Here is a 12,674-nt window from a genome sequence, read left to right as displayed (position 1 = left end):
TCGAGTCGTTTTCCTCTCGACAGGCTAAGCAAACAAAAATACCATCGTCAATCATGAATGGGACAAATGTATCAAATACGATTCTCGAGCGTCTGGCCGATGAGCTTTCCGAGCTGACACCCGAGGCACGCAAGGCGGCAACCTATGTCTTGGAAAACCCCCGTGATGTGGGGGTGTCGACGGTGCGCGAAATCGCAGAGGCTGCGAATGTCAAACCCAACACCGTCGTGCGCATGGCCCGTCAGGTCGGGTTCGAAGGCTACGAAGATTTCCGCGCGCCCTTCCGCGATGCCATCCGACGCGGCGCCGCCGACTTCCCCGACCGCGCGCGCTGGCTTCAGGACATTCGCAAATCGGACGATCTGGGCGGGCTATATGCCGACATAGTGCAGGACGTGCTGCGCAACGTGGAAGAGACCTTTGCGGGTATCTTGACCGACGACCTGAAGACGGCAGCCGAGGCGATCTGGGCCTCGCGCAATGTGTTTACCCTTGGCGTCGGCGTCAACAACTCGATCGCGCGCAATTTCACATATCTGGCCTCGACCGGTATGAAGGAGTTTCACGCCATCCCGCGTCCGGGCTCGACTCCTGTCGATGATCTGGCGTGGGCAGATGAAAGCGACGTTCTGATCGCGATCACCTGCAAACCCTACCGGTCCGAGGTGGTCAAAGCCGTCGAGATAGCGCGCGAACAGGGCATGGTCATCGTCGCTCTGTCCGACAGTCCCGCCAGCCCGATCCTGCGTCTGGCCGATCATGACTTCGTGGTATCGGTCGATACACCGCAATTCTTCCCGTCCTCGGTCAGCATCATCGCGCTGCTCGAGACGCTTTTGTCATTCGTCATCGCCGTTGCCAGCGACGAGATCGTCGAACGGGTCGAGAAATTCCACAACCGTCGCCACCAGCTGGGACTGTATCACGAGGAGAAGACATGACCGAACCCATCAGGTCTTTGGCCGCGCGTTATTACACCGATCCCGATATTTATGCGCAAGAAATGTCCGGCCTGCTTGCCCGGACATGGCAATTCGCGGGCCATGTCAGCCAGCTTCCCAATGTCGGTGACTATTTCACTTTTGAAATTGCGGACCAAAGCCTGTTCTCGATCCGTGGCCGGGACGAGGTGATCCGCACCTTCTATAACGTCTGCCAACACCGTGCCCACGAAATGGTCACCGGGACTGGTAACACTCGTGTGGTGGTCTGCCCCTATCACGCCTGGACCTACGAACTGACTGGACATTTGCGCGCGGGTCCGAACATCAAATCCGTTCCGGGCTTTGACCGCTCTGAGATCTGCCTGACCGAAGTCCGGACCGAAGATTTCCATGGCTTTCTTTTCGTCAACCTCGATGACGATGCCGCGCCGATGGACGATTGGTTCCCCGGTGTCCGTGAAGAGATCGCCGAATTCGTTCCCAATGTCGTCAGGCTTGCCCCTCTGGAATGGGTCGAGGTGCCTGAGAACTGCAACTGGAAGGTCTCGGTCGAGAATTACTCAGAGTGCTACCACTGTCCCATTAACCATGCGACCTTCGCCGAGGGTGTAATTAAGCCGGAAACCTATGACATCCAACCGGATGCAGACGGCGGATATGTTCTGCGCCATACGACCGAATGTCAGCCAATGGAAAAGATGACCTATCCCGTGGACATGTCGGTGCCCCATGCAGGGGATTATCAGAGCTGGTTCCTATGGCCCATGTTCTCATTCCAATGCTATCCGGGCAATGTTCTGAACACCTATCACTGGCGTGCCCACGGCCATGAAAACTGCACCGTCTGGCGCGGTTGGTTTACGCCGGAAGGTGCTGAAAGTGAGGTAATCCGGGGTCTTGCCGCTCAAGATCGCGAGACAACAGTAAAAGAGGACATCCACCTCGTGGAAAGCGTGCAGCGTGGGCTGAAATCTCGTGGTTATCGCCCCGGCCCCCTTGTGCTGGACCCCAACTGCGGGGTCAGTTCAGAGCATTCCATCGCTGCATTGCAGCGCTGGATGCGCGAGGCCGTAGATGGTCAAGAACATTAACGCACAATGCACCAACATATTGATCGATCTGTGATGAAGGCCTATCGGCTAAGCTACATTGATGGCGCGTTAGTCAACGGCAGAGCCAGCCAGTTCCATGCGTTGAACCCTTGCACCGACGAAAAGCTGGCCGAGTGTGCGCTTACGGATACGGGTGAGGTTGTCGGCGCCGGTATGGCTGCAAAACGCGCGCATCTATCAGAAGCCTTGTCCGATCTGCGCCCAGTCGATCATGGTCACATGGTGCAGGCCATGGGCCACTATATGATGACCCAAATTATTGCCAATGGCACATCTTATGGTTGGTCGGCGGTGTTTTCACCTGCAACCTCGACTGCGCCACGACGCCGGCCCCCAGATGCGCGAAGCCTTGTGGAACTATGTACAAACCAAAAACGTCGCCATCAAACTGAAGGACTAGACCATGAGCGTATTTGACGAAGATCTGTTTCTGAAAGGGCTCGAACAGCGCAAAACTACGCTGGGGGTCGAATATGTCGAAAAGAACTTGGCTGCAGCAGATGATTTCACTCGCCCGTTTCAGGAGGCCATGACCGCGTGGTGTTGGGGCTTTGGCTGGGGGGATGACGTGATCGACGCCAAGACCCGGTCGATGATGAACCTCTCGATGATTGGCGCACTAGGCAAAATGACTGAATGGGAGACCCACTGCCGCGGGGCCATCAATAATGGCGTCACCAAAGAAGAAATCCGCGCAATTGTTCACGTGATTGGAATTTATTGCGGCGTGCCGCAGGCGTTGGAGTGCTTCCGTGTGGCCAAGAAGGTGCTGGAGGAGAGTTAGAAGGCGCGAGCGCTCAACCTTACACTGGCGGTCTCGCACCACAACGCCGCAGACTAAACCGCACAGACAGTTGCCGAAGTAGAGCCCGGATATGTTGTGCCACAAGCAAAGAAGTACACTCTTTAAGAAGCAATCCTCCTCTGGGCGTGCGAGCCGATAGAACATTGGGCTTCGTATAGTGAAAGTTTTAGAAGGCGCCGCGAAGCAGTAAATTCGCGCAAGGGATGATCAACTTCGGCCGCCTTCGATCCACACTGGGTCCGCAATAGGGATAATTGCTGCCCTCCAGCGCGACTGTTACATTCGGCACTATGGCCTTCTCTGGCGCTTTCGCTGCCTGATGCGCCAATGCAGGAGGTTGGACGCCACTACTGTACACTTGGTCTGCATCCAATGGGGAAGACGCGGGACAAAGGGTCAATACGCTGCGGCTGATCGAGCGTCGGCTGCAAAGTACTGCTTCGGTTCTTTCCATACCACGTATCAACTGCCACTTGTGCGCGCCGATAACGGAATTGCGACATGACGCCTTACGAGTACTCCTGACCGGGCACATCCCACTCGCGCTTTAACCGGCGCTTCCCTCAGTATTGCGACTGCAACCCCAGCAGGAACGCAGAAACCATGTCGGTTATCTCGGCTTCCCGTTCCTCGTCCACTTCTTTTCCGTTCAGCCATGTGATGCTTAGAAATACTAAAATCATCGAGCGGCGCGCGATCGCAATCTGACCCAGCTTTTTTCGCCCAAGCTTGCTCAGTCCGAGATGGCCGCCGATCAGTTCTGCTTCGATATCCAGACCGCAGACGATAATGGCTTCGTTTTCATCAAAAGCATCGCGGGTAGGATCCAAGCACTTCGTAAAAGGCGAAAGTGAAGCCGAGGTGCCGCTGCAAACGGCCGGAGACTATTGGTATCAACCAGGCGGAGAGCATCACAATGACTCGTTTCCCACCAATGAACCAACAATTCTGTTGATTCAATGGGAAGGTCCAATGGACGTGCACTTTCACCCGAATGAATAGAACCAAGATTCAAATGCCGGGGTACATGTCCCTCCATATTTGTTGCTCACCTCTGTTCGGACATTGGTGCGCAGTACAGCATCGATCTAAATGAGCTCTGAGCAGGCATCGGGGCGTTCAGTGCCCTGAATTCAGGGCGTACTCCAGCTTCTATAGCTCAAGCGCTCAAGTACGCCTGCAAGCCATCAACAGCGATCTCGATCAGGTCCAGCGCTCCATCGAAATCGCGGGTATAATACGGATCGGGCACGTGATCGGCGCCGGAATGTGGCGCGAAATCGGTTAGCAGGCGGACAGGAGTATCGCTGCCATCGGGCCGCAGGTCCTCGATATTGGCGATATTGTCCGCATCCATACCGATGATCAGATCGAAGCGGTGGAAATCCTCGGCCACGAACTGGCGCGCGCGCAGGTCGCTGAGGTTAATATCGCGGGCGCGGGCGGCTTTTTGCATTGGGCCATAGGGCGGATCACCAATATGCCAACCCGAGGTTCCGGCGCTGTCGGTTTGGTGATGGGGCGCCCGGGCGCGAAAAACGCCCTCGGCTGCCGGAGAGCGGCAGATATTGCCCAGGCAGACGAAAAGGATACGGTGTGTCATGGGAATGGGTGTAGCGCGTGAGGCGGCCATGGAAAAGATCGTCATTCTGACTGGAGCCGGAATTTCCGCCGAAAGCGGGCTGGGCACGTTCCGCGACAAAGGCGGTCTGTGGGCGCAGCACCGGATCGAGGATGTCGCAACGCCCGAAGGCTTCGCCCGCAATCCGGCACTGGTACATGGGTTTTACAATGCCCGCCGGGTGCAGGCCGCCAAGGCACAGCCCAATGCCGCACATCGGGCGCTTGCCCGGCTGCAGAAGCGATGGCCCGGCGAAGTGGTCATCGTCACGCAGAATGTCGACAGCCTGCATGAGGCAGGCGGGGCTGCACGGGTGCTCCATATGCATGGCACGCTGGCCGGTGCCCTATGTGGAATTTGCGGGCACCGCTGGACCTCGCCACCCGAGATGGAGGTACACGAGCCTTGCCCAGCCTGCTTTCAACCGACGGCCCGACCCGATGTGGTGTGGTTTGGCGAGATGCCCTATTTTATGGATGAAATTTACGATCACCTGGCTGAAGCTGCACTGTTCGCCTCAATCGGCACTTCGGGTCAGGTTTATCCGGCGGCAGGTTTTGCGCAAGAGGCACGGGCCGGAGGTGCGCGAACGATAGAATTGAACCTTGAACCTTCCGCTGGGGCGTCCGTCTTTGATGAGACACACCTCGGGCCCGCCACCGAGGTGATCCCGCGTTGGGTCAATCAAATGTTGGTACGGGGCCGCACGCGATAGGGGCAGACAGAGCAGCGCTTTCGCGTCTATGGTGTTGAAAACAATAAAGCTGAGTGAGTTCATGACAGATCTACCACCCAAAGACGGAGAAATCCTTGACGATAGCAGCATCAACGCGCGTGACACCCTAAGCGAGAATCTGGCTAACCTGTGGTGGACCTTCTTGCTGCGCGGAATTCTGGCCGGTCTGATCGGGATTGCGGCGCTGTTCTGGCCCACTAGCAGTATCTCAGTATTGCTGCGGCTGGTGGGGGCGCTGCTTATATTGGATGGTGCGCTCACTTGGCTTGGGTTTGGGCGACGTGGGCTGGTTGGCGGCTTTGGCATCGGGGCTGCTCTGATCGGATTGATACTATTGATCTGGCCGCAGGGAGTGGCGTGGCTGGCATTTACGCTGATGGGGGCGATGGCGTTATTCGTGGCCATAGGCTCCTTCATGGCCCTGCCTCAGATGCACCCACAGGATCCCGAGCGTGCAACGGTGCGAAATTCAGGTATCTTTGCCCTCATCATCGGGCTAGTGCTTATCTTCTGGCCCGGCAGCGGAATGGTGGCTTTGGGTTGGGCAATTGCTTTCTTTGCATTGACCTCGGCCATCGTGATGTTCTTTCTAGCCGCACGGTTCAAAAATGCGGGTGATCGGTTGGGAATGAAAACTGTCAACCGTTAGCAATACAGGCCGGGCATTGTCCGGCCTGATGCCTTGATGATGCCTGATGAAACGGCGGACTAGTTCGAATGCGTGTGGTCGTGTGAACCGTGCCCGCCCTGATCCTTCCGCTCCAAATCTACGGGGACTTCTACAACAACCTCTCCGGCCTTTTCAAAAATCAGCGTCACCGGCACAGAAGATCCCTGTTGAAATGGCGCATTGAGTCCCATGAACATGACATGGTCACCGCCACGTTTCAGCAGGTGGGCTTCACCTGCCGGTATGGCAAATCCTTCCTCGACATGGATCATCTGGGCAACGCCGTTTTCATCAACCTTGTGGGTGTGAAGCTCGACACGACCTGCCACATCCGATTTGACGCCGATCAAGCGGTCATCGGTATCGCTGTGGTTTTCGATTACCATGAAGGCGGCACCGGCCTTGGCCGATTTACCTGAGGACCGCGCGTAGGCATCGTCAACAACGATAGCATCGGCAGCCATGGCGCCTGAGGTGAACGAAAGCGCAGCCAAAGTTGCGAGCAAAGTGGATTTGAGGGTCACTGCGACTCTCCTTACGTAAATGTCTGATTTTGTTAGATGTCTAATTCAGACAGAGATCGGAGGAGCGCGGGCAGGATGCCGCGGCAAGGGGGCCGAAATCAAATCCGCCGAGCGTAGTGGTGGAGCGGGCAACGCCCTGGACGGAGCCAAAGGCAGGGCAGCGCGCGCGTCGTGCACAGCGCCCAGCAGGCTAAGCGCATAGTCCGGACAGTAATGCGGCGCACGTGTCGGTTGACCTTCGTCATCCATATACACAACCACAGGCCCGGTTCCGGTGCACAGAACCATCTGTCCTACCGCACGATCAATGCCGCGCGATGCAGCAAGGCCCTGCCCCGTGACAAGTACGAGCAGGGACAGCGCATAAGGCAGTATCTGGCGGAAAAAGTCTTTCATCCTAGACCGAGATATACGCCTGAGTTTCTATCCGCTACAAGCGAGAAGGCCAGGCTGAGACAGAATGGCCCGGTTCAGGATTTGGGTGGTTTTGCCGGGTCAGCGTTCATACTCGTATGTAGACGATTCACCCGGCGTTGCATCCGCGTACATCGAACCACTGCCGCCGCAAGTGAAGCTGGCAAGAAAGACAATAGATTTGTTACTCGTAACAGCATGATGACCCCCCCAAAATCAACAATATGCATATACATATATTGATCCCATCAAGACTTCTGTGAACAAAGTCACGGAAAGGCTCGCTTTGTTAGGTTTTTGAAAACAAAGGAAAGGTCCACTGTAATCATCACCGACAAAAAAGCCCCGCATCCAAGGATGCAGGGCTGAATACTTTTGTGTCCGTAAGACTTACGCCGAAGCTTGCGCTTTGGCGATTTCTTTCTTCACTTTCAAGGCGTTCGCCGACAGTTCGTCATCCTTGGCTTTCGCCAGAAATGCATCCAGACCACCGCGGTGGTCTACCGAGCGCAGGGCTGCCGCCGAGATGCGCAGCTTTACGCCGCGGCCCAGGGTTTCCGACTGCAGGGTAACGTCGTTCAGGTTGGGCAGAAAACGACGACGAGTTCTGTTTTTGGCGTGGCTGACATTGTTGCCAGTCATCGGGCCTTTTCCGGTCAGTTCGCAACGGCGCGACATGGTTTCTTCCTTTGTTTCTGGAGGCCGGGTACAAGACCCTCGGCCAAATCACAAGGGGCGCAACCCGAAGTCGCGCCCGAAAACTGGTTGGATGCGTGTAGTGGGAATCACGCGAAGGGTCAAGACGGGTGTGGCGAAATCTTTATCCCGAAGTCGTTTTCCATTGTGGCGCCAGCTTCCGACCGCTGCAATAGAGGTTTGTTGTTCTTCAGATGGCGCGAGATCAACTGTGTCTGCAATCGCCCACGCGGGATCAGGCGGGCCGGATCGATGCGGTAATCTAGTTCGGCCAACTCAGGAAAGATTTCGAATATTTCACGTCTCGCCGCAACACTAAGAGATTTTAACGCTTCGCGGCCGGTATAAAGGCTTTCGGTCGGGGTGTTTTCAGCAAAAATCACTTGATGGCGGTCAAACAGCAGGTGAAAATACTCAACGCTTTCGACGCCTTGATCAACGTGAATATCCGGCATCGCAGTGAGTTTGATGGCCGGAATCAAAACCTCGTTCGTGCCGAACATACGTTGGGCGATCTTTGAGTGCACCAGCATCCGGTGCTGGCGCGAGACCAACAGATCACGATGCGGCAGCCCCTCTCCCAATGCACCTGCAAGAATGCGCACAGGCCAGAGTCTGGGGTTGGCCTCAAGCTGGGGGCGGTCAAATTCGCGCCGTCCGATCCAGCGGATCGGGTGCAGGCCCTGCCCCAGCGTCGGGATCAGGTCACCGGCGCGCAGCGACTGGATCGTAGTCTGGCCGTGCTGCGTCGTGATCAATGTATCGCGCGTGAAACAGGGCATGCCTGATCCGTTCTCGAACGCCGAATAGGTGACAGTTATTCCGGATGGCAGGGTGAATGTGCCGCTTGAGATTGAGTATCCGACCCCATCTTCAACCGTAATCACCCCGAATGTATCGTCCGTGATAACAGTGCCCTCAGGCAGGTTCAGCGTGTCGGTTCCGCTGCCACCGCGAATGTCGCCTGTCACCGTGGTGCTGATGAAATTCAGCGTGTCATTGCCACCGCCAAGCCGGATATTGCCCACGGTTGACCCGCTGATATCAACCGTATCCGCATCGGACCCGCTGGCGATGCGCCCGCCAACTGTGCTGTTGGTGACGGTGATCGTGTCGGTGCCTGCATTGCCCAGGACATTGTTGGCAATGGTACTATCGGTGACTGTGATATCGTCATCGCCACCACGGCCTCGGATATTATCAATCGGGGACCCCTGCGGCGTGCCATTCAACGTACCGTTGTCATTTGTGACATCGATATCGTCGTCGCCGTTGGTGCCATTGATATTGGGCATTCTGACGTGTCCCGTTCCTCGGAGCATCCGGGCACGATCCGAGCTGATCAAGCCCTTTCTCAACCCGGTTCAAACGCAGCAACTCACACTCAAACACAGCAATATATGCAACGATAATACACGATTAGCGGTCAGCGCACCAGCCGCGCGCACATCAATCCGCCAGAGTGTTACGTGTCGGACAGCCCGGCGAGAATTTGTTCGGCCGCCGCCGACGGGCTGAGACGGCCCGCACTGACCTGCGTGCCCAGATCGCTCATCCTGTCGCGCATCTGTGGCGTTTCGAGTCGCGCCAGCAGGGCGTGGCGCACCTCTTGTTTGAACCAGTATTGCGCCTGTGTAGCGCGGTTCGACGCCCAGTGCCCGGCGTCGCGCCGCCATGTGGTCAGCGCCTGCATCTCGTCCCAGGCCTGTTCCAACCCGTGCTCTTCAACCGCTGAAACGGTCATGGCCTTGGGGAACCCTTCGGGGTCTTGCGGGCGTTTGCGCAGCAGACGCAGCGCGCCCGCGTAATCAGCGCAGGTGCGGGTGGCAGTCGCTTTCAGGTCGCCATCAGCCTTGTTGATCAGAATCATGTCGGCCATTTCCATGATGCCGCGCTTGACGCCCTGCAACTCATCACCGCCCGCCGGGGCCAGCAGCAGCAGGAACAGGTCAGACATCTCGGCCACCACGGTTTCCGATTGGCCCACACCCACAGTCTCAATCAGCACAACGTCAAATCCCGCCGCCTCGCAGAGCGCAATCGCTTCACGCGTGCGGCGCGCCACACCACCAAGGTGGCTCTGGCTGGGTGATGGGCGGATAAAGGCGTTTTTCTCGCGGCTCAGCCGCTCCATGCGGGTCTTGTCGCCCAGAATCGAGCCGCCCGAACGGGCCGAACTGGGATCAACTGCCAGAACCGCAACACGTAGCCCCTGCCCCGTCAGCATCATTCCGAAGCTTTCGATAAAGGTCGATTTGCCGACACCTGGCGTGCCGGACAGGCCAATTCGCAGCGCCTGCCGCCCGACACCAGCCAACCGATCGAGCAAGGCCGTAGCTTGCGTTCGGTGGTCATCACGCCCGCTTTCGACCAGCGTGATCGCTCTGGCCAGTGCCCTGCGCTCTCCGTTCAAGATCCTGTCGCCAAGCTCGGCAATGTTCATCGGTCAGTCCCCGGCTGGAATTTGCCATAGATGAGAGGGGATGACCCGGTTTGTCCAGCCCCAACTCGGGCCCGGATCGGCGATGCTGGACCTTAGTCGAGGCTTTGGCGATAAGGCGATATGACCCGGTTGCCCATTGATGACGCCATTCCCGACCTTCTGAACGCCTTGCAAATGCATGGGCGCGCGGTGCTGCAGGCGCCTCCGGGCGCGGGTAAGACGACGCGCGTGCCGCTTGAGATGCTGCATGCGGGCCTTGGCAATGGTCGAATCGTGATGCTTGAGCCGCGTCGACTGGCCGCGCGGGCCGCTGCAGAGCGCATGGCTGAGACTCTGGGTGAACCTGTGGGTCAGACCGTCGGCTACCGCGTACGCGGTGATACGAAGGTTTCAAATTCCACACAGATCGAAGTGGTGACCGAGGGCATTTTGACCCGCATGCTGCAATCCGAACCGGATTTACCAGGCGTGGGCGCAGTAATTTTCGATGAATTCCACGAGCGCTCGCTGAACGCCGATCTGGGGCTGGCCTTATGCCTTGAGGTGGCAGGAGCGCTTCGGGACGATCTTATCCTGCTTGCAATGTCTGCGACACTGGATGCCGAACCGGTGGGGCGGCTGATGGATGCGCCGCTCATCACTTCCGAGGGGCGCAGCTACCCGGTTGAAACCCGTTGGCTTGACCGACCTCTGGGTGCGCAGGCTCGACGCTTGGATGCGCTTGTTGATCTGGTTGTGCAGGCCGAGCAGGAAACTACGGGTGGAATGCTGGTTTTCCTGCCCGGTGAAGGGGAAATCAGGCGCGCCGAGGCTGCTTTGAGACGCCGCCTGCCCCACGACTGCACGGTACACCCTCTTTTTGGTGCCCTGCCATTTGCCGCCCAACGCGCAGCAATTGCGCCAGTGACGACAGGCCGCAAGGTCGTGCTGGCGACATCGATTGCTGAGACCTCGTTGACCATACCCGATATCCGCGTGGTGGTGGATATGGGCCAAGCGCGCCGCGCACGGTTCGATCCGGGTTCTGGCATGTCGCGGCTGGTGACCGAACGGGTAACACGGGCCGAGGCCACTCAACGTGCGGGCCGTGCAGGCCGGGTAGCCGAAGGCGTGTGCTATCGGCTGTGGTCCAAGGGCGAAGAAGGCGCGCTGCTCGCATACCCACCCGCTGAAATCGAAGCCGCCGACTTGACCGGAATGGCGCTGGAGCTCGCGCTCTGGGGCGCGGAGCCGGGTGATCTTGCGTTCCTGACTTCGCCACCTGAGGGCGCATTGACCGAGGCACGATCCTTGCTAACCATGCTCGACGCCTTGGACAGCAAGGGCCGGATTACGGAACACGGGCGCGCGTTGGCTGCGTTGCCGCTGCATCCACGTCTCGCGCATATGTTGGTGCGTGCGGGCCGCGAGGCCGCCTCCTTGGCGGCGCTGATGGCAGATCGAGATCCACTGCGTGGCGCGCCGGTTGATCTGTCGTTGCGGCTCGAGGCGTTGCGGGATATCCGCAAGTTTCGGAACAATCGCGTCTGGCAAGTCAACGAGGGCGCGCTGGACCGGATCAATACCGAGGGAAAACGATTGCGTGCGCAAGCGCAGGGCTCTGGCGATCTGAGCCCTGCGGCGACGGCAGCCCTGGCCTATCCGGACCGCATCGCGCAGCGCCGCAAGGGTGATACCCCCCGCTATGTACTCTCGGGCGGTAAGGGCGTGGTGTTGGAGGCTGACGACACCTTGGCAACAGCTCCTTATCTGGTGGTCACCGACACAGACGGCAACCCGCGTGAGGCCCGCGTACGCATGGCCGCGCAGATTTCCGAGGGCGAAATCCGCGATTTATTCGGCGATCAGATTGAATGGGTGGATAATTGCGAATGGTCCAAGCGCGAACGCCGTGTCGTGGCCCGACGGCAGGAACGCTTCGGGGCGATCACCCTGGAAGACCGCATTTGGAAAGACGTACCCGAGGACGCTGTGGCCCAGGCAATGCTGGTCGGGGTGCGTGATCTGGGAATACGGCTTCAGGGGGCCTCGGCAAGGTTGGCAGCGCGGGTCGAGTTGGTTCGAGCTGAAGGTGTTGACCTACCCGATTGTTCGGAAGGGGGTCTTATGGACGCGCTGGAGGACTGGCTGCTGCCTACGCTCTCGGGCGTACGCAGCGCCGAAGACTGGAAGCGTTTTGACCTGTTACCAGCACTGCGCGCCCGGCTGGATTGGGCACAGACGCAAGAGCTGGACCGCCGCGCGCCAGGGTCGTTTGTAACTCCGCTGGGACGCAAGCTGCCAATCGACTATGGCGGTGCGGTGCCCGAGATTTCGGTGCGATTGCAAGAGGTGTTCGGTGTGACCCAACACCCGGTGATCGGTGGTGAACCCTTAAAGATCACACTACTATCACCGGCGCAGAGACCGATCCAGATCACCCGCGATCTACCGGGGTTTTGGGCGGGCTCTTATGCCGATGTGCGCAAGGATATGCGGGCGCAATATCCCAAACATCCCTGGCCTGAAGATCCAACTCGGGCTGACCCAACTCTGCGTGCGAAACGCCGAAAGACCTGAGGTTGAAGTCGAAATTCATGTGAAATTTAAAAATCTATCCTGAATTCGCCCCATAAAACGGCAAAAAACACACATAATGAACTGCAATTCGGCCAAAATTGCTCAACAAGATAGGGACGTATTGTTTAATCTGCGGTACATAATTATGTA

The 12,674-nt window shown here is 57.9% G+C and carries 14 protein-coding genes; 7 read left to right on the top strand and 7 right to left on the bottom strand.

The window, feature by feature from the left end:
- Positions 1-53: 53 nt before the first annotated feature.
- From ACR3EJ_RS08970 to ACR3EJ_RS08955, 4 genes are read left to right on the top strand one after another with little or no spacing between them, the layout of a single operon-like run.
- A complete protein-coding gene (locus ACR3EJ_RS08970) occupies positions 54-941 on the top strand; it encodes a MurR/RpiR family transcriptional regulator (RefSeq protein ID WP_010441733.1) in 888 nt (295 codons plus the stop codon).
- Positions 938-2,035, top strand: coding sequence for an aromatic ring-hydroxylating oxygenase subunit alpha (locus ACR3EJ_RS08965; RefSeq protein WP_170703345.1), 1,098 nt, complete (start codon positions 938-940; stop codon positions 2,033-2,035). The genes ACR3EJ_RS08970 and ACR3EJ_RS08965 overlap by 4 nt, the downstream gene beginning before the upstream one ends.
- Before the next feature lie 6 nt (positions 2,036-2,041).
- Positions 2,042-2,473 (top strand): aldehyde dehydrogenase family protein, encoded by a 432-nt coding sequence (locus tag ACR3EJ_RS08960; RefSeq protein WP_170541446.1) that lies wholly within the window; start codon positions 2,042-2,044, stop codon positions 2,471-2,473.
- Positions 2,460-2,840 carry a carboxymuconolactone decarboxylase family protein gene (locus tag ACR3EJ_RS08955; RefSeq protein ID WP_170541449.1) on the top strand — a complete coding sequence of 127 codons (381 nt, stop codon included), beginning with the start codon at positions 2,460-2,462 and terminating at the stop codon, positions 2,838-2,840. Before ACR3EJ_RS08960 ends, ACR3EJ_RS08955 begins: the two co-directional genes overlap by 14 nt.
- A 584-nt stretch (positions 2,841-3,424) precedes the next feature.
- Here ACR3EJ_RS08955 and ACR3EJ_RS08950 read toward each other — a convergent pair.
- Positions 3,425-3,691 carry a hypothetical protein gene (locus ACR3EJ_RS08950; protein WP_170541452.1) on the bottom strand — a complete coding sequence of 89 codons (267 nt, stop codon included), beginning with the start codon at positions 3,689-3,691 and terminating at the stop codon, positions 3,425-3,427.
- 329 nt (positions 3,692-4,020) lie between these two features.
- The gene (locus tag ACR3EJ_RS08945; protein WP_170541691.1) at positions 4,021-4,464 is read right to left on the bottom strand and encodes a low molecular weight protein-tyrosine-phosphatase; all 444 of its coding nucleotides are present in this window, start codon (positions 4,462-4,464) and stop codon (positions 4,021-4,023) included.
- Between the two features lie 28 nt (positions 4,465-4,492).
- On the opposite strand from ACR3EJ_RS08945, the gene ACR3EJ_RS08940 reads away from it, so the two are divergent.
- On the top strand, positions 4,493-5,197 hold the full coding sequence (locus ACR3EJ_RS08940) for an NAD-dependent deacylase (RefSeq protein ID WP_170541454.1): 705 nt from the start codon (positions 4,493-4,495) through the stop codon (positions 5,195-5,197).
- A 61-nt stretch (positions 5,198-5,258) separates the two neighbouring features.
- Entirely contained in the window at positions 5,259-5,867 is a 609-nt protein-coding gene (locus tag ACR3EJ_RS08935) for an HdeD family acid-resistance protein (RefSeq protein ID WP_050806461.1), read from the top strand.
- A gap of 59 nt (positions 5,868-5,926) precedes the next feature.
- Here ACR3EJ_RS08935 and ACR3EJ_RS08930 read toward each other — a convergent pair whose 3' ends face one another.
- From ACR3EJ_RS08930 to meaB, 5 genes are all read right to left on the bottom strand, one after another.
- Complete coding sequence (locus ACR3EJ_RS08930; protein WP_170541457.1) at positions 5,927-6,412, bottom strand: copper chaperone PCu(A)C; 486 nt, start codon at positions 6,410-6,412, stop codon at positions 5,927-5,929.
- 45 nt (positions 6,413-6,457) lie between these two features.
- Entirely contained in the window at positions 6,458-6,808 is a 351-nt protein-coding gene (locus ACR3EJ_RS08925; protein WP_010441725.1) for a hypothetical protein, read from the bottom strand.
- Between the two features lie 408 nt (positions 6,809-7,216).
- Positions 7,217-7,504 carry a 50S ribosomal protein L28 gene (rpmB, locus tag ACR3EJ_RS08920; protein ID WP_008756960.1) on the bottom strand — a complete coding sequence of 96 codons (288 nt, stop codon included), beginning with the start codon at positions 7,502-7,504 and terminating at the stop codon, positions 7,217-7,219.
- Positions 7,505-7,623: 119 nt separating this feature from the next.
- A complete protein-coding gene (locus ACR3EJ_RS08915) occupies positions 7,624-8,817 on the bottom strand; it encodes a Hint domain-containing protein (protein ID WP_170541461.1) in 1,194 nt (397 codons plus the stop codon).
- A 170-nt stretch (positions 8,818-8,987) separates the two neighbouring features.
- A complete protein-coding gene (gene meaB / locus ACR3EJ_RS08910) occupies positions 8,988-9,965 on the bottom strand; it encodes a methylmalonyl Co-A mutase-associated GTPase MeaB (RefSeq protein WP_170541464.1) in 978 nt (325 codons plus the stop codon).
- Between the two features lie 120 nt (positions 9,966-10,085).
- Between meaB and hrpB the strand changes: the two genes are divergently transcribed.
- Entirely contained in the window at positions 10,086-12,524 is a 2,439-nt protein-coding gene (gene hrpB / locus ACR3EJ_RS08905; protein WP_170541468.1) for an ATP-dependent helicase HrpB, read from the top strand.
- Positions 12,525-12,674: the final 150 nt, after the last annotated feature.

The sequence above is a fragment of the Ruegeria sp. AB11 genome, from assembly GCF_056536325.1.
The sequence above is the reverse complement of the archived record's forward strand: the minus strand, read 5'-3'. Positions and strand labels throughout refer to the sequence as shown.

Excerpts from the sequence above, each read along its gene's own strand:
- ACR3EJ_RS08970 (WP_010441733.1), top strand. The coding sequence starts at position 54 with ATGAATGGGACAAATGTATCAAATACGATTCTCGAGCGTCTGGCCGAT.
- ACR3EJ_RS08965 (WP_170703345.1), top strand. The coding sequence starts at position 938 with ATGACCGAACCCATCAGGTCTTTGGCCGCGCGTTATTACACCGATCCC.
- ACR3EJ_RS08960 (WP_170541446.1), top strand. The coding sequence starts at position 2,042 with ATGCACCAACATATTGATCGATCTGTGATGAAGGCCTATCGGCTAAGC.
- ACR3EJ_RS08955 (WP_170541449.1), top strand. The coding sequence starts at position 2,460 with ATGAGCGTATTTGACGAAGATCTGTTTCTGAAAGGGCTCGAACAGCGC.
- ACR3EJ_RS08945 (WP_170541691.1), bottom strand. The coding sequence starts at position 4,464 with ATGACACACCGTATCCTTTTCGTCTGCCTGGGCAATATCTGCCGCTCT.
- ACR3EJ_RS08940 (WP_170541454.1), top strand. The coding sequence starts at position 4,493 with ATGGAAAAGATCGTCATTCTGACTGGAGCCGGAATTTCCGCCGAAAGC.
- ACR3EJ_RS08935 (WP_050806461.1), top strand. The coding sequence starts at position 5,259 with ATGACAGATCTACCACCCAAAGACGGAGAAATCCTTGACGATAGCAGC.
- ACR3EJ_RS08925 (WP_010441725.1), bottom strand. The coding sequence starts at position 6,808 with ATGAAAGACTTTTTCCGCCAGATACTGCCTTATGCGCTGTCCCTGCTC.
- rpmB (WP_008756960.1), bottom strand. The coding sequence starts at position 7,504 with ATGTCGCGCCGTTGCGAACTGACCGGAAAAGGCCCGATGACTGGCAAC.
- ACR3EJ_RS08915 (WP_170541461.1), bottom strand. The coding sequence starts at position 8,817 with ATGCCCAATATCAATGGCACCAACGGCGACGACGATATCGATGTCACA.
- meaB (WP_170541464.1), bottom strand. The coding sequence starts at position 9,965 with ATGAACATTGCCGAGCTTGGCGACAGGATCTTGAACGGAGAGCGCAGG.
- hrpB (WP_170541468.1), top strand. The coding sequence starts at position 10,086 with ATGACCCGGTTGCCCATTGATGACGCCATTCCCGACCTTCTGAACGCC.